The sequence below is a fragment of the Azospirillum sp. TSO5 genome (assembly GCF_003116065.1).
Classification (GTDB): domain Bacteria; phylum Pseudomonadota; class Alphaproteobacteria; order Azospirillales; family Azospirillaceae; genus Azospirillum.
In genome coordinates this window covers 98,978-121,628 of the sequence record NZ_LGQY01000128.1, presented here as the reverse complement: position 1 = coordinate 121,628, position 22,651 = coordinate 98,978, and the positions used below count along the sequence as shown (strand labels likewise).

Annotated in this window: 18 protein-coding genes; 12 read left to right on the top strand and 6 right to left on the bottom strand. The window is 68.2% G+C overall.

What is annotated here, in order from left to right; genetic code table 11:
- Window positions 1–52: 52 nt before the first annotated feature.
- Window positions 53–970, bottom strand: coding sequence for a DUF58 domain-containing protein (locus tag TSO5_RS27675; protein ID WP_109154623.1), 918 nt, complete (start codon window positions 968–970; stop codon window positions 53–55).
- A 20-nt stretch (window positions 971–990) separates the two neighbouring features.
- Window positions 991–1,956, bottom strand: coding sequence for a MoxR family ATPase (locus tag TSO5_RS27670; RefSeq protein WP_199231039.1), 966 nt, complete (start codon window positions 1,954–1,956; stop codon window positions 991–993).
- 324 nt (window positions 1,957–2,280) lie between these two features.
- On the opposite strand from TSO5_RS27670, the gene TSO5_RS27665 reads away from it, so the two are divergent.
- The 3 genes from TSO5_RS27665 to TSO5_RS27655 are packed head-to-tail and all read left to right on the top strand — an operon-like array spanning window position 2,281 to window position 4,850.
- On the top strand, window positions 2,281–2,847 hold the full coding sequence (locus TSO5_RS27665) for a DUF1285 domain-containing protein (protein ID WP_109154648.1): 567 nt from the start codon (window positions 2,281–2,283) through the stop codon (window positions 2,845–2,847).
- Between the two features lie 32 nt (window positions 2,848–2,879).
- The gene (locus TSO5_RS27660; protein ID WP_109154622.1) at window positions 2,880–3,518 is read left to right on the top strand and encodes a CoA pyrophosphatase; all 639 of its coding nucleotides are present in this window, start codon (window positions 2,880–2,882) and stop codon (window positions 3,516–3,518) included.
- A 57-nt stretch (window positions 3,519–3,575) separates the two neighbouring features.
- On the top strand, window positions 3,576–4,850 hold the full coding sequence (locus tag TSO5_RS27655) for a CCA tRNA nucleotidyltransferase (RefSeq protein ID WP_109154621.1): 1,275 nt from the start codon (window positions 3,576–3,578) through the stop codon (window positions 4,848–4,850).
- Here the strand turns inward: TSO5_RS27655 and TSO5_RS27650 are convergent.
- On the bottom strand, window positions 4,826–6,040 hold the full coding sequence (locus TSO5_RS27650; RefSeq protein ID WP_109154620.1) for a DUF2252 family protein: 1,215 nt from the start codon (window positions 6,038–6,040) through the stop codon (window positions 4,826–4,828). The two genes, TSO5_RS27655 and TSO5_RS27650, sit on opposite strands and share 25 nt — an antisense overlap.
- A gap of 557 nt (window positions 6,041–6,597) precedes the next feature.
- On the opposite strand from TSO5_RS27650, the gene TSO5_RS27645 reads away from it, so the two are divergent.
- Window positions 6,598–7,362: an SDR family oxidoreductase gene (locus TSO5_RS27645; protein WP_109154619.1), complete on the top strand. Its 765-nt coding sequence runs from the start codon at window positions 6,598–6,600 to the stop codon at window positions 7,360–7,362.
- Window positions 7,363–7,413: 51 nt separating this feature from the next.
- Here TSO5_RS27645 and TSO5_RS27640 read toward each other — a convergent pair whose 3' ends face one another.
- Complete coding sequence (locus tag TSO5_RS27640; protein ID WP_109154618.1) at window positions 7,414–8,994, bottom strand: Ppx/GppA family phosphatase; 1,581 nt, start codon at window positions 8,992–8,994, stop codon at window positions 7,414–7,416.
- Window positions 8,995–9,017: 23 nt separating this feature from the next.
- Window positions 9,018–11,165, bottom strand: coding sequence for an RNA degradosome polyphosphate kinase (locus TSO5_RS27635; RefSeq protein WP_109154617.1), 2,148 nt, complete (start codon window positions 11,163–11,165; stop codon window positions 9,018–9,020).
- 190 nt (window positions 11,166–11,355) lie between these two features.
- On the opposite strand from TSO5_RS27635, the gene TSO5_RS27630 reads away from it, so the two are divergent.
- The 5 genes from TSO5_RS27630 to trmFO all read left to right on the top strand — a co-directional run bounded on the left by TSO5_RS27630 (window position 11,356) and on the right by trmFO (window position 18,399).
- Window positions 11,356–11,874, top strand: a complete 519-nt coding sequence (locus tag TSO5_RS27630) for a histidine phosphatase family protein (protein ID WP_109154616.1) — start codon at window positions 11,356–11,358, stop codon at window positions 11,872–11,874.
- Between the two features lie 84 nt (window positions 11,875–11,958).
- Window positions 11,959–13,566 carry a CYTH and CHAD domain-containing protein gene (locus TSO5_RS27625; RefSeq protein ID WP_109154615.1) on the top strand — a complete coding sequence of 536 codons (1,608 nt, stop codon included), beginning with the start codon at window positions 11,959–11,961 and terminating at the stop codon, window positions 13,564–13,566.
- A 159-nt stretch (window positions 13,567–13,725) separates the two neighbouring features.
- Window positions 13,726–16,593 (top strand): excinuclease ABC subunit UvrA, encoded by a 2,868-nt coding sequence (uvrA, locus tag TSO5_RS27620; protein WP_109154614.1) that lies wholly within the window; start codon window positions 13,726–13,728, stop codon window positions 16,591–16,593.
- 62 nt (window positions 16,594–16,655) lie between these two features.
- Window positions 16,656–16,853, top strand: coding sequence for a hypothetical protein (locus TSO5_RS27615; RefSeq protein ID WP_109154613.1), 198 nt, complete (start codon window positions 16,656–16,658; stop codon window positions 16,851–16,853).
- A 202-nt stretch (window positions 16,854–17,055) separates the two neighbouring features.
- Complete coding sequence (trmFO, locus tag TSO5_RS27610) at window positions 17,056–18,399, top strand: methylenetetrahydrofolate--tRNA-(uracil(54)-C(5))-methyltransferase (FADH(2)-oxidizing) TrmFO (RefSeq protein WP_109154612.1); 1,344 nt, start codon at window positions 17,056–17,058, stop codon at window positions 18,397–18,399.
- Between the two features lie 22 nt (window positions 18,400–18,421).
- On the opposite strand, the gene TSO5_RS27605 is transcribed toward trmFO, so the two are convergent.
- Window positions 18,422–19,276 carry a phytoene/squalene synthase family protein gene (locus tag TSO5_RS27605; protein ID WP_109154611.1) on the bottom strand — a complete coding sequence of 285 codons (855 nt, stop codon included), beginning with the start codon at window positions 19,274–19,276 and terminating at the stop codon, window positions 18,422–18,424.
- Between the two features lie 123 nt (window positions 19,277–19,399).
- Here TSO5_RS27605 and TSO5_RS27600 point away from each other — a divergent pair, with 123 nt between their 5' ends.
- The 3 genes from TSO5_RS27600 (at window position 19,400) to hpnE (ending at window position 22,648) form a co-directional block, all read left to right on the top strand.
- The gene (locus TSO5_RS27600; protein ID WP_109154610.1) at window positions 19,400–20,272 is read left to right on the top strand and encodes a squalene/phytoene synthase family protein; all 873 of its coding nucleotides are present in this window, start codon (window positions 19,400–19,402) and stop codon (window positions 20,270–20,272) included.
- A gap of 70 nt (window positions 20,273–20,342) precedes the next feature.
- Window positions 20,343–21,272: a presqualene diphosphate synthase HpnD gene (hpnD, locus tag TSO5_RS27595; protein WP_109154609.1), complete on the top strand. Its 930-nt coding sequence runs from the start codon at window positions 20,343–20,345 to the stop codon at window positions 21,270–21,272.
- Window positions 21,272–22,648 (top strand): hydroxysqualene dehydroxylase HpnE, encoded by a 1,377-nt coding sequence (gene hpnE, locus TSO5_RS27590; protein ID WP_109154608.1) that lies wholly within the window; start codon window positions 21,272–21,274, stop codon window positions 22,646–22,648. Before hpnD ends, hpnE begins: the two co-directional genes overlap by 1 nt.
- The last annotated feature ends 3 nt before the right edge of the window (window positions 22,649–22,651 follow it).

The following is a 22,651-nucleotide window of genomic DNA, read 5'->3' as shown; positions in this document are numbered from 1 at the left end:
GCGCGTCTTCACGAGGGGAAAGGATATATGGGTGACGTGGTCGGCCGGCGCGTCACACCGCCTCCATCGCCATCGCACCCCACAGGGTGAGCAGCGCGGATTGCGGCGAACGGTCGGTGCGGTGGACGGCGAAGCTCCAGCCGGCGGTGCGGGCCAGTGCCGCCAGCCCGTCCTGCTGGGCCTTCAGCCGCTCACGGTAGGCTTCGCGGACGGCCTCCACCCGGGGGACCAGAAGGTTCGTTTCACCCTCCATGCCGTGGAAATCGACACGGCCGTCATAGGGCAGCGTCTCTTCCGCCGGATCGAGGATCTGGACCAGATGGCCGCGCAGGCCGCGGCCGGTCAGCCCGGCGACGGTGGCGTGGATCTCCGGCAGAGGAGACAGCAGGTCGCCGAACAGAACCGCCTGGGCATGGCGGGGCAGGGGCTCCACCCGCGGCAGCGGGTCGGGCGCCGCCGCGGCGCGCGGGTCGGTCATCAGGCGGGCTATGCGGTCGATGGCGGTCTTGCCATGGTCGGGCCGCACGCCGCTGTTCAGCAGCGCCACCCGCTCACCGCCACGGGCCAGCAGGACGGCGGTGGCAAGCGTCAGCAGATCGGCCCGCTCGCGCTTGGTCGGCAGGCCGGGCGCGGAGCGGAAATCCATCGAGGCGGAGCGGTCGCGCCACAGCCACACGCTCTGCGCCGCCTCCCATTCATTCTCGCGGACATAGACGGGCTGGGTCTTGGCCGACTGGCGCCAGTCGATCATCGACGGCGCGTCGCCCGGCTGGTAGCGGCGAAACTGCCAGAAGGTCTCGCCCAGACCGACACGGCGGCGGCCGTGGACGCCCTGGGCGACGGTGGCGGCCACCCGCTCCGCAGCGACCAGAAGCGGCGGCAAGGCGGATGCCAGCTCCTCCGCGCGATGGCGCGCCAGCAGGGTGTTCGACAGCTGACCCGGTTGCGGGGAGGTTGGGCTTCGCGGCATTGCGGCTCCGCTGCGGAGGGTCACATCAGGGGGGCGCAGAGGCGGTCGATGACGTCGTCCAGCGTCACCCCGTCGGCCCGCGCGGCGAAATTCAGCGCCATGCGGTGCTTCAGGATCGGCTTGGCGAGCGCCACCACATCGTCCAGCGACGGCGACAGCCGGCCATCCAGCACCGCGCGGGCGCGGGCGGCCAGCATCAGCGCCTGACTGGCGCGCGGACCGGGGCCCCAGGCGACATGCTGGCGCACCTCCAACAGCTCCGACATCTCCGGCCGTCCACGGCGGACGAGGTCGAGGATGCCGTCCACCACCCCTTCACCGACCGGCACGCGGCGGACGAGGCGCTGTGCAGTCAGAAGATCGGCGGCCGACAGCACCGTAACCGCGCGCTCGTCGGTCGAGCCGGTGGTGGCGATCATCATCCGCCGCTCGGCCTCGCGGTCCGGATAATCGACGTCGATCTGCATCAGGAAGCGGTCGAGCTGGGCTTCCGGCAGCGGATATGTCCCTTCCTGCTCCAGCGGGTTCTGCGTCGCCAGGACGTGGAAGGGCTCGGGCAGGGGATGGTACTGGCCAGCCACCGACACCCGGTGCTCCTGCATCGCCTGAAGCAGGGCGGACTGGGTGCGCGGGCTGGCGCGGTTGATCTCGTCCGCCATCAGCAGTTGGCTGAACACCGGGCCGGGCAGGAAGCGGAAGGACCGTCGGCCGTTGTCGCCCTCCTCCAGAACCTCGGAGCCCAGGATGTCGGCGGGCATCAGGTCGGGCGTGCATTGGATGCGCTTTTCGGCGAGGCCCAACACGGTGCCCAGCGTTTCCACCAGCCGCGTCTTGGCGAGGCCGGGAACGCCGATCAGCAGGACATGGCCGCCGGCCAGCAGCGTGACCAGGGTGCGGTCGATCACCTCATGCTGGCCGAAGATCACCCGGCCGATGCGGTCGCGGACCGAGGCGAGCCGGTCGCCCAGCGCCTCGATCTCCTCCATCAGCCGTTGCGGGTCCTCCGGCACGGGAGGCTGCCCCCTCAGGATGTCCTGTGCGCTCAAGGTCTGCTGCTCCCCGATGATGGGCCGGTCGGTGTCTTCGTCGCGGCCACCCTTGGTAAGGTTGCCGTGACGTGAAACACGGGATCCGCATGGTTGGCCCTGTTCCTGCGCCTTGTCGACACCCATTTTCCGATTTCCGCCACCGGATGAACCGCCGGACGGATGGCCGCAGGACCAACGGGGTGGACCTAGCGGTCGAGTGTGGCGAAAATGCGCTTGTCCGGGGACAAAACGGCTCCCAACTCCATGAAGGTCGGTAACGCGATGGCGAATGACAAGCGCTCAGATGGACAAACCGTTTCGGGGACGCCGCCGGAGCTGCCGGCCGCGCTGGGCCGGACGCCGACGCTGGAGCAGTACGACATCCGCATTGCGCGCGACGGGACCTGGTTCCACAATGGCGATCCCATCCGCCGCATCGAACTGGCGAAGCTGTTCTCCACTGTCCTGAAACGCGACGACGACGGCGATTACTGGCTGATCACGCCGGTCGAGCGCGGCAAGATCGTCGTGGAGGACGCTCCCTTCGTCGCGGTGGAGATGACGGTGGCGGGCAGCGGGGCCGATCAGGTCCTGTCCTTCCGCACCAACCTGGACCATTGGGTGGAGGCCGGCCCCGAACACCCGATCCGCGTCGCCGTGAACCCTGAAACCGGGGAGCCGGCACCCTACATCGAAATCAGAAGCCGGCTGGAGGCGCTTATCCTGCGGGCCGTGTTCTACGACATGGTGGAGCGCAGCGAGACGCGCCGCACCGAAACCGGCGAGTCCGAGGTGGGTCTATGGAGCAACAAGGTCTTCTTCGCGCTGGGCAAGCTGCCTGGCGACTGAGTCTGGACGAGGTCCGCCGGCGCTTTCCGGCGATGAGCACCGACGCGGCCGTCGAAAACGCCGTTCATTCGAACCGGATTTCGCCCAAGGCGGCGGCTAAGATCCGGGGCGACCACGACCTCAATCCGGAAATGGGTCCGCCATCGACTCTGCGCGAGGCGGCGGTTCTCGTCCCCCTGGTCGACAGGCCGGAGGAACTCACCGTCATCTTCACCCAGCGCACGGCGACGCTGAGCGCCCATGCCGGCCAGATCAGCTTTCCCGGCGGTCGGATGGAGCCGGAGGACGGCAGTCCGGAGGAAACGGCGCTGCGCGAGACGGCGGAGGAGATCGGGCTGGAGCGCGGCCGGATCGAGATTGTCGGCCGGTTGGACACCTATGTCACGCGCACCGGCTTCCGGGTGACGCCGGTGGTGGGCGTGGTGACGCCGCCCTTCATGCTGACCCCCGACCCGACCGAGGTGGCGGAGGTGTTCGAGGTGCCGCTGTCCTTCATCCTCGACCCGTCCAACCCGCAGCGCCACAGCCGCGAATTCCTGGGCAAGCCGCGCTGGTTCTATGCCTTCCCCTATCCGCAGCGCTACATCTGGGGGGCGACCGCCGGCATGCTGGTGAACCTGCGCGACGTGCTGGGCGCCGCCGCGCGCGAAACGGGGGAGGGGGCGGGCTGACGACGCCAAATTGACAACGGTGGAACGGGAAACCGGAATCGGATAGCGTCGCGCGCCATGACCGTTGCCGCACGCCTGTCGCCCCAGCCCTGGATGACCGCCCCCGAAAGCCTCGCGGTGTTCGACGCCCTGGCGTCGGGCGGTGCCGACGCGCGCTTTGTCGGCGGCTGTGTGCGCGATGCGTGGCTTGGCCGGCCGGTGAAGGACATCGACATCGCTACCCACGCTCCGCCGGAACGGGTGATGGAACTGCTGGAAGGCGCCGGGATCCGCGTCATCCCCACCGGCATCGCCCATGGCACCGTCACCGCGCTGTGCGGCGGCAAGCCCTATGAGATCACCACGCTGCGGCGCGACGTGGAAAACTTCGGCCGCCACGCCCGCGTCGAGTTCACCGACGACTGGATCGAGGACGCCGCCCGCCGCGACCTGACCATGAATGCGCTGAGCTGCACGCCCGACGGCGCCATGTTCGATCCGTTCGGTGGTCTGGCCGACCTTGCCGCCGGCCGCGTCCGCTTCGTCGGCGAGGCGCGGCGGCGGATCGAAGAGGATGTGCTGCGCCTGCTGCGCTTCTTCCGATTCCATGCCCATTACGGCCGGGGCGAGCCCGATGCCGAGGCGATGGCCGCCTGCCGCGAGCTGGCACCGCGCCTGCCGACCCTGTCGGGCGAGCGGGTGCGAGGAGAGCTGTTCCGCCTGCTGACGGCCCCCTGCGCGGCTTCGGTCTGGCGCCTGATGATGGGGCAGGGGATCATGATCCACCTGCTGCCGGAAGCCATGGACACCGACCGGCTGGAACGGCTGATCGCGGTGGAACGCGACCTGGGGGTGACGCCCGATCCGACCCGCCGGCTGGCGGCGGTGCTGGACAGCGACCGGCCGGGCGCGCTGCGGACCGCCGAGGCGCTGCGCCTGTCCAACCACGAGCGCGACCGTCTGCTGGCCATGGTCGAGCCGCCGGTCGCCTTGGCGCCGGCCGCGCTAACGCCCGCTGGCGACCGCAAGGCTCTGCGACAGGCGCTCTACCGCCTTGGCGACGCCGAGCTGTTCGGCGACCTGCTGCTGATCGCCGCAGCCATTCATGACGGCCCGCTGGACCTCACGGCCTTGCGCCGGGCGACGGCGGTGGCGGCCGACCTGCCGGGCTTGAAGCTGCCCATCGCCGGCCGCGACCTGCTGGAACTGGGAGTTCCGCGCGGTCCGGCGGTCGGTGAGACGCTGAAGCGCGTCGAGGAGCGGTGGATCGCCGAGGATTTCCAGCCCGGCCGCGACGCCTGCCTGGAGATGGTGCGTGGCCTTCTCGATCAGCCGTCCGGACGCTCGGCGTAGCGGCGGCAGTGCTCCAGATAGGCCGCTTCGTGGCCGACGATCAGATCGACGATGCTGGACCACAGCCAGGATGGCGCATCCAGGCTCTTGGTGCGGTTGCGCGCCAATTCGGCCTGCCATGACTTGCGTGTCGCCTCGTCCATCTGGCGGGCATGCGCCTTGCCGACCACGGCGGCCAGGAAGAAGGCGGCGCGGGTCGCTTCCTCGCGCGTCAGATGGTCGAAGTCGAGCTTGATGTCCTGCGGCAGCAGTTCGCGCAGGAAAACCGCGCGATCGAGCAGACGGGCAGGGCGCATGCGGTCGCCGAGATAGGGTGAGAGATTCTGCGCGCCGGTCACCACACGCTCCGCGTTGTCGCGCGGCATGCCGTTCTTCGTGGCGCGGGGAGCGGCGGCCTGGACAGCCTCCTTGATGTCGATCAGGCTCAGACCACCCTCGTCGTAATGACCCTCACCGACGCCGAGCAGCACCGCAACCCGCAGACGGCCCAGCGAACTGCAGCCCTTCACCCAATAGGCGGCGTCCAGAAGCTCGATCGGGTCATCGTCGTCGCGGGAGTGCAGGGCGGTCACCAGACGGCGCACCTGATCCCTGGCGAACAACTCTTCCACCGCCGCGCGCTCCTCGTCGGTCAGCGGCCAGAAGCGCTTGCCGAGCGGGATCGTCGGGCGGATGTCCTTGATCCGGTCCTTGGCCAGATGCTTCCAGGTGCGGCCGATGGCCTGACGCATGCCGACGCGGACGACCGACGGCTTCTTCCGCAGGGTTTCGCCGCCGAGATCTCCGTCGAGGGTCATCATGTAGCCCTCGATCATCTGCTCCAACATCAGCGCCGTGGTGACGCCGGGCAGATCCGACCCGCGCGCCGCGGTGGCGAGCGACAGGCCGAGGCGGATCAGGTCGTGGGCGGGGTTGCCGACCACCGTCTGGTCGACGTCGCGAATCTGGATGTCGATGCGGCCCTTGGCATTGGCGACCGGACCCAGATTGCCGACATGGCAGTCGCCGCAGATCCAGACCGGCGGCCCATCCGGCACCTTGCCGCCAGACTGCTCAAGCCATTCGTAGAACTTCACCGTGCTGCCGCGCACATAGGCGTGGGCGGATTTGGCCATCTTGAGGTTGCGACGCTGGGACAGAACCGCCTGACGCTGGTCGGGCGGGGTGGGCTGGTTCTTCGACGACATCATCCATCCGGGTCAGAAGGTGCGACGCCGGAAATGGGTAGCGGAGGTCCGGATCGCCATGCCTCAACCGGTCAACCCATTGAATGCGCGAAATTTGAAGTTTTTCCCGCCGGACGCGACTCCCGCAAGGCGGCGCCACCGGATATAGCCGGTGCGCGGACGCGGTGGCGGACTGGCCGCCACCGCCGCCGCTTGGCTGGGAGACAGAGGATGTCAGATATCCTCAAGCTCCTGATCCTGCTGTTGCAGGTGGTCAAGCTCGTGCTTGAGTACCTGAACCGCTGATCGGGCGGGCGCGTCGAGGGGTAGGATCCTCGACGCGCCTTCCCAGAAGATAGTCTGAGTCATGGCGCCTAACAACTGCGCTCTGGCGTAGTGTCGTTACTGCATTATTTAGAAATGCCGCCGGTGAGGGGGATAAAAAAACACATAAGGAAGGTTATGGAAATTAAACCCATCGCCGGCCGCTCCAGCCTTGCGAATTCGAAAGCAAGAACCGGATAGCCCGGACAGCACCACATTCGCGACTCTCGGGCCGTTCATCGCAAGGGAGAATGGCAATGAGACAGCTCGACGGGAAAATTGCAATCGTCACGGGCGCCAGTTCCGGTATCGGACGCGAGGCGGCGCTGCTGTTCGCCGAGCATGGCGCGAAGCTCGTGCTCGTGGCCCGGCGGCGCGGCGAACTGGAACGGCTGGCCGACGAGATCCGGGACAATGGCGGCGATGCCGTCGCCGTGGCCGGCAATGTCGCTGACGCGGAGACCGCACGTGAAGCCGTGGAGGTCGCCACGCGACAGTTCGGCGGCCTTGACGTCGCCTTCAACAATGCCGGAACGACCGGCGCGACGGTGCAGATTCCGGAGATGACGGCGGAGATGTGGCACGAGGTGATCGACACCAACCTGACCAGCGCCTTCCATGCCGCCAAACACCAGATTCCGGCGATGCTCGCCCGTGGCGGCGGATCGCTGATCTTCACCTCGACCTTCGTCGGCCACACGGTCGGCTTTCCGGGCATGGCCGCCTATGCGGCCAGCAAGGCCGGACTGATCGGGCTGATGCAGGTGATCGCCGCCGAGTACGGACCGCAGGGCATCCGGGCCAACGCGCTGCTGCCGGGCGGCACCGACACGCCGATGGGACGCGCCGTGTCCAACACGCCGGAGGCTTTGGCGTTCGTCCAAGGTCTTCATGCGCTGAAGCGGCTCGCCACGCCGCGTGAAATCGCACAGTCGGCGCTCTATCTGGCGTCGGATGCGTCCAGCTTCACCACCGGAACCGCGTTGCTGGTCGACGGCGGCGTGTCGATCACCCGAACCTGACGGGGGTAGGGCCGCCTGTCATTCGTCGACGGGCGGCCCACCTGCCCTGCCCTATTCCGCCGCCTGCGGCCGCAGCGGCTGGACCACGTCGCCCTTGAGATTCATTGCTTTGGCAAGCGCATCGATGCGGCGCTGGACCGCTTCACCCGACGGGACGCTGCGGTCGTCGGGCAGGGTCAGCACCACCCGGCCGTCTCCGACCTTCAGGCTGGTACGCTCCAGCAGCGCCGTGGCGCCGCCCGACAGAGTGTGGGCGAGGCGGAGCGCCAGACCCAGCACCAGCGCCTTCATGCCCTGCCCTTCGGTCACCAGCGTCCGCACCGGCGCAGTCAGCGGCACGTCGATGGTGCCGGAATAGCGGGCATGGGCGGCGAGCGCCAGGAACGCCCGCTCGTCATGGTCCAGCGCCGGGAACGGATAGCGCAGCACGCGGAGGAAGGCATGCTCCGCCCGGTAATCGGGATGGTCGGCCCAGCCGACGTCGCTCAGCAGGCAGGCTGCATGGCGCAGGCGGATGGCGTTGTCGTCCTCCCCGGCAAACAGCCCGGCGGTCCAGGACATCAGCAGCGCCGGGTCGCCCATCCGCACGAAGCGCTGCGCCCAATCGGCTGCCGACGCCATCAGCGGATCCTCGCGCTGCCCCTCCGGCGAGAGCAGCGAATAGAGATGCCCCTCGCGCAGGCCATAGGCGGAGAAGACCAGCTTCGATGGCTGGGCGATGCGCAGCAGCCGTTCCAGCACCAGCCCGGCCAGGGGCAGCGTGTCGAGTCGCCGGCGCGACCCGGCCATCTTTTCCAGCGACGAGCGGCTCTGCCGGCCGATCAGCCCGGTGAACTCGCGCGCGTCGGCGGCGGGGATGGTGTAGTGGTGGATGATGTGCAGCGGATGACCGGACTGCTCCATATGCAGCTTGGCGATGGCTCGCCAGCTTCCACCGACCGGGTAGAAGGGCCGCCCCTTCATCGCCGACAGCCAGGGCAGCGATTCCAGATGCTGGTCGATCAGCTTGGCCGGACCACCCTTGGACGAGCCGACCTCCATCAGCCGCAGCGGGCCGAGCGGCAAAGTCACCTGCCTGCCGATCACGCCACGGTCGAGCGGGACAAGTTCCAGGCTGCCGCCGCCGAGGTCGCCGACGAGCCCGTCGGCGCCGGGGGTGCCGGACAGCACGCCCATGGCCGACAGCCGCGCCTCCTCCTCGCCGCTGATGACGCGGACGGTCAGGCCGGCGCGGCGGCGGATGGCATCGACGAAGGCGGCGCCGTCGCGGGCGTCGCGCACGGCGGCGGTGGCGATCACGTCCAGCCGGCCGACGCGCATGCCCTGGGCCAGCGTGGCGAAGCGTTCCAGCGCCACCAGCCCCTGGGCGACGCCATCGGGGTTCAGCACGCCGGACTTCTCGACACCACGGCCGAGGCCGCACAGGACCTTCTCGTTGAACAGGGCGAGCGGAGACCGGGTCAGCCCGTCATAGACGACCAGACGGATCGAGTTGGAGCCGATGTCGATCACGCCGACGCGCTCGCCGGCGTTGTCGGGGGCGTGATCGGGGGCGGCAGCCATGCCGAATCCGCCGACGCCCGCCTGCCCGACGTCGCCCGGGATGGCGGCCGCGCGTTTGTCCTTGCTCATGCTCTCGCTCCCGTCACCCGCCCTCAGGACACCGCATGCAGCATAAGCCGCGGCGGCGTGCGCTTGCTGCTGAGCGCGCTGCCCCGGCCGGACAGGCTGGGGTTGGTCATGAAGTAATTATGGGCGCTGAACGCGTCCGGGCCAGCTTTGATCCGATGGTACACGCCATCGGGCCCCAGCTTCCAGGTGCTTGCGTCGTCCTTCATGTTGGCGACCATGATCTGGTCGAGCACCTGTTCATGCACCGTCGGGTTTTCGATGGGAACCAGCGTTTCGATGCGGCGGTCCAGGTTGCGGGTCATCCAGTCAGCCGAGGAGATGAACACCTTGGCCTGATTGCTGGGCATCGGATGGCCGTTGCCGAAGCAGATGACGCGGCCATGTTCCAGGAAGCGGCCAACGATGCTGCGCACCCGGATATTCTCCGACAGTCCCTTCACCCCGGGCCGCAGGCAGCAGATGCCGCGGATGATCATGTCGATCTGCACCCCGGCCTGCGACGCCTTGTACAGCTTGTCGATGATGACCGGATCGACCAGCGAGTTCAGCTTCACCCAGATCGATGCCGGACGGCCGGCGGCGGCATGGGCGATCTCCGCCTCGATCAGGTCGAAGAGGCGCTGACGCAGAGTGATCGGCGCAATGGCGATCTTCTCCAGCACCTTCGGCGTCGCGTAGCCGGTCATGAAGTTGAACATGACGGCGGCGTCGTGGCACAGCGCCGGATCGCAGGTGAAGAAGGACAGGTCGGTGTAGACCTTCGCGGTGATCGGGTGATAGTTGCCGGTACCGAAATGGACGTAGCTGCGCAGCGCCTTCTTCTCGCGCCGCACCACCAGCGACACCTTGGCGTGGGTCTTCAGGTCGACGAAGCCGTAGACCACCTGGGCGCCGGCGCGTTCCAGGTCGCGCGCCCAGCGGATGTTCGCCTCCTCGTCGAATCGGGCCTTCAACTCGACCAGCGCGGTCACCGACTTGCCGGCCTCCGCCGCCTCGATCAGCGCGGCGACGATGGGGCTGTCCTTGCTGGTGCGGTAGAGGGTCTGCTTGATCGCAACCACCTGCGGGTCGCGCGCCGCCTGCCGGATGAACTGGACGACCACGTCGAAGGATTCGTAGGGGTGGTGGACGACGATGTCCTTGTGGCGGATCGCCGCGAAGCAATCGCCGCCGAAATCGCGGATTCGTTCCGGGAAGCGGGCGTTGAAGGGGCGGAAGACCAGATCCGGCCGTTCGTCGACGATCAGCTGCTTGGTGTCGCTCAGGCCGATCAGCCCATCCAGGATGAAGACGTCGTCCGAGGCGACGTTGAGCTCATGGCGCAGGAAATCGCGCAGGTCGGCCGCCATGCCGCTGTCGGTGGCGAGCCGGATGACGCTGCCGCGGCGGCGGCGCTTCAACGCGCTTTCGAAGGTGCGGACCAGATCCTCCGCCTCTTCCTCGATTTCGATCTCGCTGTCGCGCAGGACGCGGAAGACGCCGTGCGCCTTGACCTGGAACGGAGGGAACAGGCGGTCGATGAACTGCATCACCACCTTTTCCAGCTGGAGGAAGCGGATGTCCGAGCCGGGCAGGCGCAGGAACCGCTCCAACTGCGAGGGCAGCGGCACCAGGGCGTCGATATGACGGCCCTTGACCGGATCATGCAACTGCAGCGCCAGCGAGAATCCGAGATTGGGCAGGAACGGGAAGGGGTGGGCGGGATCGACGGCGATGGGGGTCAGAATCGGGAAGATGTCGTCCAGGAACTTGGCTTCCAGCCAGTCCAGCTCGCCCTCGCTGAGGTCCTTGGGATCGACCACGGAGATTCCAGCTTCCCGCAGCTCGCCCTTCAGCGTGCGCCACATCGTCTGCTGGCTGTCCATCAGCAGGGCGATGCGCTGCTTCACCGCGGCCAACTGCTGGGCGGGAGTCAGATTCTCCGGGCTCGGCGCCTTCACGCCGGCGGCCACCTGCCCTTTCAGGCCGGCGACGCGGACCATGTAGAATTCGTCGAGGTTGCTGGCGGAGATCGACAGGAAGCGCAACCGCTCCAGAAGCGGGTGATTCGGATTGGCGGCCTCGTCCAGGACGCGCTGGTTGAAGGCCAGCCACGACAGCTCCCGATTGATGAAGCGTTCCGGAGCGTTTGGCTCGATACCGACCGAATCGAGTTCCTGGAGTTGCGTCACGTCGACCTCTGAAATCTTGAAACCCTGAGCGCCGGCGCCTGCCTTCCAGCGGTGCCGACGACGGTTATATGGTGGGCAGACAGAGTATCCCATATGCGTTACGGTTTCAGGACTCCCATTTGGCTATAGGCTGCGACCCCGCCCAGTCCGCTCGTCCCCTCTCCCTCCCCTGCCGCGACCGATTTCCGCCATGAAGACGCTGTTCCTGCTGCGCCACGCCAAATCCTCCTGGGACGATCCGTCGCTGGGCGATCACGACCGGCCGCTGAACGCCCGTGGCGAGAAGGCGGCCACCTTGGTCGGCGGCTATCTGGCCAAGCATCACGCCCACGTCGACCTCGTCCTGTGTTCCACGGCGGTGCGGGCGGTGGAGACGCGCAAGCGCGTGATGGCGGCCATCGGCGCGCCATACCCACCGGTGGAGCATGAGCGGGGACTTTACCTGTGCGGCGCCCGCACGCTGCTGGAACGGCTGCGCGACGCGCCGGATTCGGCGACCGGCCTGATGCTGGTGGCGCACAATCCGGACCTGCACGAGCTGGCGAACGCCCTGACCGGCAGCGGCGATCACGGGCTGCGTCACGCGCTGGCCGACAAGTTCCCGACCGGCGCCTGTGCCGTCCTGGTCTTCGAAACGCTGCATTGGGCCGACCTGGAATTGGGGGCCGGGCGGCTGGCGGATTTTGTGCAGCCGCGTAAACTCTCTTAACCTGCGGCGGCGGTTGGGGTATCCACGGAGCCACTTGGTTCATTCGAGGCCGCGCTCCGGCCGGATTCGGGAGGATGCCAACCCTTGCCACCCGCCATTCCGCCCGTCAGCCCGCCCGCACTTCCCGATGCGCAGCCCTCAACCCCCGTCGCTTTCCGCGAGGTGGAACTGAAACTCCATGCCGCATCGCCGGATCTGGCTCGGGTTGCCTCCCTTCCGGGACTGCTGGCGCTGGCCGACGGGCCGGCGACGACGCAGCGGCTGCGCACCGCCTATTTCGACACGCCCGACCTGAAGCTGGCGGCGAACGGCGTGGCGTTGCGCGTGCGGCAGGAGGGCGACCGCTTCATCCAGACCCTGAAGACCGTCAACAGCGCCAGCCCCGGCGATTCCGCCGCCGTGGCGGTGCGGCGGGAATGGGAGTGGATCGTTGCGGGCGAGGCGGTGGATATCGGCGTGCTGAGCGATCCCGGCGTCGCCGGGTTGGTTCCGGCGGCGGCACTCGATGCGCTGGATTGCCTGTTCATCACCGATTTCCGCCGCACCACCCTGCTGCTGCGCCCCGATACGCTGACGGCGGTCGAACTGGCGGTGGATGACGGCGCCGTTTATGCCGGCGGCAACTCTCTGCCGGTCGGCGAGGTGGAACTGGAGCTGAAGGCCGGCAAGGTCGCCAGCCTGTTCGATCTGGCGCTGACCCTGCAAGCCGCCATCCCCATGCGCATCGGCACCGAAAGCAAGGCGGAAGCCGGGCTGCGGCTGGTCACCGGCAAGGCGCCGGGGCCGGTGGAGGCCGAACCGCTCGGCCTGTCGCCGCTGACCACGGTGGCGGAGGCCTACCGGCACATCCTGCGGCAGGCGTTGCGCCAGTTCCTCGCCAACGAATCCTGCGCGCTTGCGGGCGGCGATGTGGAGGGGCTGCACCGCATGCGCGTCGCGCTGCGGCGGCTGCGCATCGCCCACCGCTTCTTCGCGCCTCTGGTCGCCTCGCCCGAGGCCGACCGGCTGGTGGAGGAAAGCCGCGCGCTCGCCAAGCGGCTGGGGCCGGCGCGCGGGTGGGACGTGCTGATGTCCGGCGTCATCGATCCGCTTATCGCCAATCCGAAGACGGCGGCGGGCATCGACCCCACGGCTTTGGAGCGGTTGGCCTCGCTCGCCCGGACCGCCGGCGCCGGGCCGGCGCGGGAGGCGGTGGCGGCGATCCTGGCGCCGGGCTGCACGACCATGGTGCTGGCGCTCGCCGCGTGGCTGGAGCATGGCCGCTGGATGTCGGAGGCCGACGGCGACCGCCGGGCCGCACTGTCGGCTCCGGTCACGACGCTCGCCGGCAGCTGGCTGTCGGCGCGGATGGCAAAGCTCGGCAAGACGGCGAAGCCGCCGGAGGATGCCAAGGCGCGCGACAAGCTGCGCCGGCGGCTGCGCACACTGCGCTACACCGCCGACTTCTTTCGCGGGCTCTATCCGGAGGCCGCCACCCTGCCCTTCTTCGCGGCGCTGGAGCCGTTGCAGGCGGCGCTGGACGCCGACCAGGACGCCGTCACCGGCGCCCGCATGCTGGGCTCGTTGAAGGGGCCGGATCAGAAGACGATCGCCGCCGTCGCCGCCTGGATGGACCGCCAGTCCGACAAGCGGCGCAAGGCTCTGCCGGATCTGTGGAAGCGTTTCCGTGCGGTGCCGCCCTTCTGGTCATGACGGACCCGCGCCGGGCGCCGGTGGCAATGGCGCGGCCGGCGCATATATCGTCAGCCGGCCGGCCATAGGGGCTCTGCTTTTCGGCCGGCCGTTTTTCGTCATGCGTCGCGGCGCCTTGCCGCTTTCCATCCGGATGGGCTTCGGGTAAAAGAACACTCCATGAACAAGTACATCAGCGTCCGCGGCGCGCGGGAACACAACCTGAAGAACGTCGATGTGGATCTGCCGCGCGACGAGCTGATCGTCATCACCGGCCTGTCGGGATCGGGCAAGTCGTCGCTCGCCTTCGACACCATCTATGCCGAAGGGCAGCGGCGCTATGTGGAGAGCCTGTCGGCCTACGCGCGCCAGTTCCTGGAGCTGATGCAGAAGCCGGACGTCGATTCGATCGAGGGGCTGTCGCCGGCCATCTCCATCGAGCAGAAGACGACGTCGAAGAATCCGCGCTCCACCGTCGGCACGGTGACGGAGATCTATGACTATATGCGCCTCTTGTGGGCGCGCGTCGGCATCCCCTATTCGCCGGCCACCGGCCTGCCGATCGAAAGCCAGACGGTCAGCCAGATGGTCGACCGGATCATGGCGATGCCGGAGGGCACGCGCCTGCTGCTGCTGGCGCCCTTCGTCCGCGGCCGCAAGGGCGAGTACAAGAAGGAAATCCAGGACCTGCGCAAGCGCGGCTTCCAGCGCGTGCGGGTCGACGGCACCATGTACGAGATCGACGAGGTGCCGGCGCTCAACAAGAAGCTGAAGCACGACATCGAGGTGGTGGTCGACCGCATCGTGGTGCGCGAAGGGCTGGGCAACCGTCTGGCCGATTCGCTGGAGACCGCTCTGGGGCTGGCCGACGGCATCGTCTGGGTCGAGAATGCCGAGACCAACGAGCAGACCGTCTTCTCGCAGAAATTCGCCTGCCCGGTCAGCGGCTTCACCATTCCGGAGATCGAGCCGCGGCTGTTCTCCTTCAACAACCCGTTCGGCGCCTGCCCGGCCTGCGATGGCTTGGGCAGCAAGATCTATTTCGACCCGATGCTGGTGGTGCCGGACGAGCGGTTGACGCTCGCCAAGGGCGCCATCGCGCCGTGGGCCGGATCGACCTCCAAATATTACGACCAGACACTGGACAGCATCTGCGAGCATTTCGGCGCGTCGATGACCACGCCCTGGCAGGATTTGCCGGAAAAAGTCCGCCAGACCATCCTGTTCGGCTCCGGCGGGTCGGCCATCACCATGACCTATGACGACGGGCTGCGGCGCTACCAGACCAACAAGCCGTTCGAAGGCATCGTCAACAATCTGGAACGGCGCTACCGCGAGACCGACAGCGCCTGGACGCGCGACGAGCTGTCGAAATACCAGTCCTCCCAGCCCTGCGAGGTCTGCAAGGGCGCGCGGCTGAAGCCGGAGGCGCTGGCGGTCAAGATCCGTGGCCGCAACATCTCGGAGGCGGCGGAACTGTCCATCGCCGGTGCCGGAGCGTGGTTCAGCGAGTTGAACGAGCATCTGCGCCCGAAGGACCGCGAGATCGCCTACCGCATCCTCAAGGAGATCAACGAGCGGCTGGGATTCCTCAACGCCGTCGGGCTTGAGTATCTGACGCTCAGCCGCGGGTCGGGGACGCTTTCGGGCGGCGAGAGCCAGCGGATCCGGCTGGCGTCGCAGATCGGCTCCGGCCTGACCGGCGTGCTGTATGTGCTGGACGAGCCGTCCATCGGCCTGCACCAGCGCGACAACGACCGGCTGCTGGAGACGCTGAAGCGCCTGCGCGACATCGGCAACACCGTTATCGTCGTCGAGCATGACGAGGACGCGATCCGCAGCGCCGACTATCTGGTCGACATGGGTCCCGGCGCCGGCCAGCATGGCGGGACCGTCATCGCCCAGGGCCGGCCGGAGGAGGTTCAGAAGAACCCCGACAGCATCACCGCCCAATATCTGAACGGCACCCGCTTCGTGCCCGTGCCCGACACGCGGCGGCCCGGCCATCCCGGCCAGTTCCTCGAGGTGCAGGGTGCGCGCGCCAACAACCTGCAGAACGTCTCGACCAAGATTCCGCTCGGCACCTTCACCTGCGTGACCGGCGTGTCGGGCGGCGGCAAGTCGACGCTGATCATCGAGACGCTGTACAAGGCGGTGGCGCGCAAGCTGATGGGCGCCCGCGAGCATCCGGCGGACCATGACGCCGTGCTGGGCCTGGAGCATCTGGACAAGGTCATCGACATCGACCAGTCGCCGATCGGCCGCACCCCGCGTTCCAACCCCGCGACCTACACCGGCGCCTTCACGCCGATCCGCGACTGGTTCGCCGGCCTGCCGGAATCGAAGGCGCGCGGCTACGGCCCAGGCCGCTTCTCCTTCAACGTCAAGGGCGGGCGTTGCGAAGCCTGCCAGGGCGACGGCGTCATCAAGATCGAGATGCACTTCCTGCCCGACGTCTACGTCACCTGCGACGTCTGTCACGGCAAGCGCTACAACCGCGAGACGCTGGAAGTCACCTACCGCGACAAGACCATCGCCGACGTGCTGGACATGACGGTCGAGGAGGGCAAGGAGTTCTTCAAGGCCGTCCCCGGCATCCGCGACAAGATGGATACGCTTGAGCGGGTCGGCCTCGGCTACATCCACATCGGGCAGGCGGCGACGACGCTCTCGGGCGGCGAGGCACAGCGCGTCAAGCTGTCCAAGGAGCTGAGCCGCCGCGCCACCGGCCGCACGCTGTACATCCTCGACGAACCGACCACCGGCCTGCATTTCGCCGACGTCGAAAAGCTGATGGAGGTGCTGCACGCGCTGGTCGACCAGGGCAACACGGTGCTGGTGATCGAACACAATCTGGAGGTCATCAAGACCGCCGACTGGATCATCGATCTGGGGCCGGAGGGCGGCACCGGCGGCGGCGAGATTGTCGCCGAAGGCACGCCGGAGGATGTCGCGAAGGTGGAGCGCAGCTATACCGGACGCTACCTCGCCCCCTACCTGAAGGCGAAGCCGGTGGTGCGGAAATCGGCAACCCGAAAGAGAGCGTGAACAAACACAAGCTGCGCCACGTTCTCCCCTGCAGAGTTCGCACTGCATGGGAGACGAGAGGCATGAGCAAGACGCTTCTAACCGGTTTGGGGGCCGCCCTGGGTGCGGCCCTGCTGCTGGCGGCCTGCGGGTCCGACAAATCCACCACCAGCACGACGACCACGACGACCAGCACCCCCGGCTATGGTTCGACGGCCGTGCCGCCGCCGCCCACCGGCTCCACCACCGTCGAGCGCAGCACGACGACGAAGAGCGAGTGAGCCGTCGCTTCGGTTGACGACCCTGGCTCGAGGTAAGCAGTTCGATGTTCTGACTGACTCCTGATCGACTTGCAGCCGGCCTTCCCAGCGGAGGCCGGCTGACTTGTATTCGGACGCCGCCGTTTGGGGGCTGTCGTTTTGAAGGGGAACCGCCTAGATTGCGGACAAATCACCCACAGTCTTTGTTTGGAACATTGCTTCTATGACCGACACCCTTCGCCCCGTCCATGTCATCGGCGGCGGTCTCGCCGGCTCGGAAGCCGCGTGGCAGCTCGCCTCCCGCGGCGTGCCCGTCGTGCTGCACGAGATGCGGCCGGTCCGCAAGACCGAGGCCCACGACACCGACAAGTTGGCGGAGCTGGTCTGCTCCAACTCCTTCCGGTCGGACGATGCCGAATACAACGCGGTGGGGCTGCTGCATGAGGAGATGCGGCGCTGCGGCTCGCTGATCCTGCGCTGCGCCGATGCGCACAAGGTGCCGGCCGGCGGCGCGCTTGCCATGGACCGCGACGGTTTCGCCGACGCGGTGACGGAAGCCGTCTCGACCCATCCCCTCATCACCATCCAGCGCGAGGAGGTCGCCGGCCTGCCGCCGGAGGAGTGGGACAGCGTTATCGTCGCCACCGGCCCCCTCACCTCCCCGGCCCTGGCCGAGGCGGTGCGCGCCCAGACCGGCGAGGAATCGCTGGCCTTCTTCGACGCGATCGCCCCCATCGTCTATCTGGAGAGCATCGACCTGTCGAAGGCGTGGTTCCAGTCGCGCTACGATAAGCCCGGCCCCGGCGGCACCGGCAAGGACTACATCAACTGCGCCTTCGAGAAGGACGATTACCGCGCCTTCATCGCCGCCCTGATCGAGGGCGAGAAGCTGGACTTCAAGGAGTGGGAGAAGAACACCCCCTACTTCGAAGGCTGCCTGCCGATCGAGGTGATGGCGGAGCGCGGAGTCGACACCCTGCGCTACGGCCCGATGAAGCCGGTCGGGCTGACCAACCCGCACAAGCCGGAGCGCCGCCCCTACGCGGTGGTGCAGCTGCGCCAGGACAATGCGCTGGGCACGCTGTACAACCTCGTCGGCTTCCAGACCAAGCTGCGCCATGCCGAGCAGGCGCGCATCTTCCGCATGATCCCCGGCCTGGAGAATGCCGAGTTCGCGCGGCTAGGCGGCATGCACCGCAACACCTTCCTGAACAGCCCGCGCATCCTCGACGGCGCCCTGCGGCTGAAGTCGCTGCCCCGCCTGCGCTTCGCTGGGCAGGTCACCGGCTGCGAAGGCTATGTCGAGAGTGCGGCGGTCGGCCTGCTCGCCGGCCGCTTCGCTGCCGCGGAGCGTCTGGGCCAGGAGATCAGCACGCCGCCGGTGACCACGGCGCTCGGTGCCATCCTCGGCCACATCACCGGCGGGGCGGAGGCGGAGACCTACCAGCCGATGAACGTCAATTTCGGCCTGTTCCCGCCGGTGGACGACAAGATCCGGGGGCGCGACCGCAAGCTGGCCTACACCCGCCGGGCGCTGGCCGACCTTGACGGCTGGTTGAAGGACTGACCGGCAATCGCAAGCGCGGGCGTCAGTAGCGCCCGCGCATCGCCGCCCAGCCCAGCCGAAGCTGACGGAACGGGTTGGCCAGCATCACGCGCGGGGCGAACACGTCGTGGCCCTCCCGTGCGATCACGCCCAGATGCAGGTCGGCCAGCGTCGCCGGCAGCAGCGCCGGAACCGCGGCCTTGGGCACCTCGTGGCGCAGGGCGCGCGCCTCGGCCAGATGCTTGCGGGCGACCTCGGCGATCTCCTGCACCACCGGCCGCAACTGCGGCGTCGAGCGGATGGCGAACAGGTCTTCGCTGCTGGCGCCATGCCGCTGCATCAGGTCGTCCGGCAGACGCTGCCGGTGCTGGCGGGCGAGGAAGGGAACCGCGCGCAGAATGCCCGAGAGGGCATAGGCGATGCCGACATGGCGCCCGGCCGTCATCGCCGCCGCATCCCGTACGCCAAGAATCTCCAATGCCAGTTGGACCAGCGGCGCCCCGGTCACCTCGGCATAGTTGACGAGACAGGTCAGGTCGGCCGGTGGCGTGTCGTCCAGATCGGCTTCGCGCGCGTCGATCAGCCGGTCGAACTGGGCACGGCTCAGCCCCAGTCCGCGTGCGGCCTGGGCCAGCGGCTCCATCACCTCGTGGCGCGGTACGGGTCCATCCTCATAGACGGCTTCGATGCCGTCGCGCCAGAATTGCAGCCGCATCTGGCCCAGGATCGGTTCGCTGACCACCTCCCGCGTCTTCGCGATCTCCAGGTTGAAGGCGTAGAGCGCAAAAGTCGCCTCACGCCTGTCGGCGGGGGTAAACAGACCTGCCAGAAAGTGGTCGTTGTCATATTTCCGAACCTCCCGTCCGCAATAGGACAGGTCGGTCGCAGCCTTCACCATGTGATGCTCGATTGGAAAAAGAGGGGAGGAGCGATGGAAGGACGGGCCAAAGCCAGTTGCTACGCCTATATGAAGCACACACGGTCGCACCGCCAGCCCCGACGCGCAGCAGGCAGGGATCCCATGACGGATTTCAACATCGCCCCGACGAAGCCCCGCAAGACCGGCCCGGTCGCCCGCAAGGACGAGACGGGTGAGAATTTCCCGGTCGCCTCCCGCCTGATTCCGAAGCACCTGCGTCCCCATGTGATCGCCTTCTACCGCTTCGTGCGTCTGGCCGACGACATCGCCGACGATCCGGATCTCGAACCGGAGACCAAGCTGGCCTATCTGGAGGCGCTGGAACGGGCGCTGACCTCCGGCCAAGCCAAGCACGCTTATCTGAAGCCGGCGACTGAGCTGCGCGAGAGCCTGCAGAAGACCGGCGTCAGCGACCGCCATGCCCGCCAGATTCTGCGTGCCTTCCGCCGCGACTCCGTCGGTGCCCGCTGCCACAGCTGGAGCGACCTGCTTCTCTACTGCCGCTTTTCCGCCAACCCGGTCGGCCGCTACCTGTTGGACCTGCATGGCGAGGGCGTGGCAGCCGGGCCGGCATCGGACGCTCTGTGCTCCGCCCTGCAGGTGCTGAACCATCTGCAGGACGCGCGGGAGGACTGGACCCAGCTCGGCCGCTGCTACATCCCGCTCGGCTGGTTCGACGAGGCTGGGATCAGCGTCGAACGTCTGGTGGAAGTCGAGAGCGACGCCCGCCTGCGCGCCATCTTCGATCAGGCGCTGGAGCATACCGACCGGCTGCTGGAGCGTGCCGCCGCCCTGCCCGGCCTGATCCAGCACCGCGGCCTGCGGATGGAGGCGGCGGTGATCCTCAGCCTCGCCGAATCGCTGTCGCGGCGGCTGAAGGCGCGCGACCCGATGAAGGCGCGGGTGACGCTGGGCGCCCATCACAAGCTGGCCGCCGTGGCGCGGGGGCTGGCGCGTAGCTTCTCCGCCGCATAAACTCCGGGGCCACACGTCGCGACGTGCGCCAAAAGGCACGTCAGGACGGGCAATGCCCAGGATGCTACAGATGACCCCTCCGCCGCTGGAGACGGCCCCGCTGGAACCGGTATCCACGACGTTGCCGGACGACAAGTCACCCGATACGGCGACCAGCGTCACCGCGAAGTCGGGCAGCACCTTCTACTGGCCGATGCGTCTGCTGCCCGCTTCCAAGCGGGCGGCGATGTTCGCGATCTATGCCTTCTGCCGCCGCATCGACGACATCGCCGATGAACCGGGCGAGCCGGCCGCCAAGCGGGCGGCGTTGGACGTCTGGCGGTGCGACATCCGCGATCTCTATGTCGGCGGGGCTCCCGGCGGCCCGCTGACCGCGGCGCTGAAGGGCGCGATCGAGCGCTACGGCCTGCCACGGGCGGAGCTGGAGGCGCTGATCGACGGCATGGCGATGGATGTCGCTGGCGAGGTTCCCGGTTCCGGCGGCATGCGGGCGCCCGACCTCGATACGCTGCGGCTCTATTGCCGGAGGGTCGCCGGTGCCGTGGGTATGCTGGCCATCCGTGTGTTCGACCGCGCCGATCCGGCCACGGAGCGCTTCGCCCTGGCATTGGGCGAGGCCTTGCAACTGACCAACATCCTTCGTGATCTGGCCGAGGATGCCGAACTGGACCGGCTCTACCTGCCGCGGGAACTTCTGCTGGCCGCCGGCATCGACAGCGACCGCCCGGACGAGGTCCTGACCCATCCCGCCCTGCCCCGCGCCTGCGAGGCGCTGGCCGAACTGGCCGAGGCCCGCTTCGCCGAGGCGCGGTCCGCCATCGCCGGCCATGCGCGCGGATCGCTGTGGGCGGCCACCGCCATGATGGTGCTGTATCATCGGCTGCTGAGACGCCTGCGTGCCGCCGGCTGGCGCGACCTGAACGCGCGTGTCCGGGTCGGCCGGCGCGAAAGCGCCTGGGTGGCGGTGCGCTGCATGCTCGGCTTTCCCCCGGCGGCCTGATGAGCGAGGCTGGCATCGTCCATGTGATCGGAGCCGGGCTGGCCGGGCTGGCCGCCGCCGTCCGGCTGGTGGAAGCCGGTCGGCGTGTCGCGCTCTATGAGCAGGCTCCGCAGGCCGGCGGGCGTTGCCGCAGCTTCCATGACGCCACTCTCGGCCGGTCGATCGACAATGGCAGCCATATGGTGCTCAGCGGCAATCGGGAGCTTCTCAACTATGCGAAGCGGACCGGCGGTAGCGATGCACTGGAGGAGTTGCGGCCGGCAGCCTTTCCTTTTCTCGACCTGCGCGATGGCGCCAGTTGGACGCTTCGCCTCGGCGGACTGTGGCTATTCGACCCGGCCCGCCGGGTGCCGGGCAGCCGGCCGCGAGACTATCTGGCCGCGCTACGCTGCCTGACTGCCAGCCTGAATCATTCCGTCGCTGATCGCCTGTCGCCCGAGGGTGCGTTGTTCGAGCCGCTGTGGCGACCGCTGGCGGTCTCCGCGCTCAATGGGCCGGTGGAGCGTGTCTCCGCCCGTCTGTTCGGCGCCGTGCTGCGCGAGACGCTGCTGCGTGGCGAGGCGGCCTGCCGGCCCGTGTTGGCACTGCGGGGCCTGTCCGCCGCCTTCGTCGATCCGGCGCTGGCGCGGCTGCGGGCCGCCGGTGCGGCGCTGCATCTGGGCGCGCGGGTGGAGGGGCTGACTTTCGAGGAGGACCGTGTGACCGGCATTTCCGCCGGCGGCAGTGCCGTGACACTCGGTCCGCTCGACAGCGTGGTTCTCGCCGCGCCGGCCTGGGTGGCGGAGCGGCTGGTGCCGGGGCTGACCGTGCCGCCGCCGGGGCCGGCCATCGTCAACCTGCATGTCCGGCTGGACGGGCCGGTGCGGCTGCCGGGCGGCCTCCCCTTCGTCGGGCTGGTCGGCGGCACCGCGGAATGGCTGTTCGCGCGCGACGACCTGCTGTCGGTCACCGTCAGCGATGCCGACGCGCTGGCCGACCTGCCGGCCGAGGAGATCGCCGCCCGGCTTTGGGCGGAGATCGCCCCGCACCTGCGACTCGGTGACGCGATTCCGCCCTTCCGCGTGGTGAAAGAGCGGCGGGCGACGCCGGACCAGTCCCCCGAATCGGTCGCCCGCCGTCCGGGCGCCCGCACCCGCTGGAGCAACCTGACGCTGGCCGGCGACTGGACGGAAACGGGGCTTCCTGCCACGTTGGAGGCTGCCGTGCGCTCGGGAAACCGGGCTGCCGATGCCACTTTATCGAATGGAAATAACCCTATACGACGGTCGGGACCGTTTCCGGCCTTCACAAGCTTCCGTCATCGGCCTATTTGGACGGACGGAGGTGCCGTGCTCGCAAGGCCCGGCCCGGAAGGACAATCAAAGAAGAGAGGGTAAATC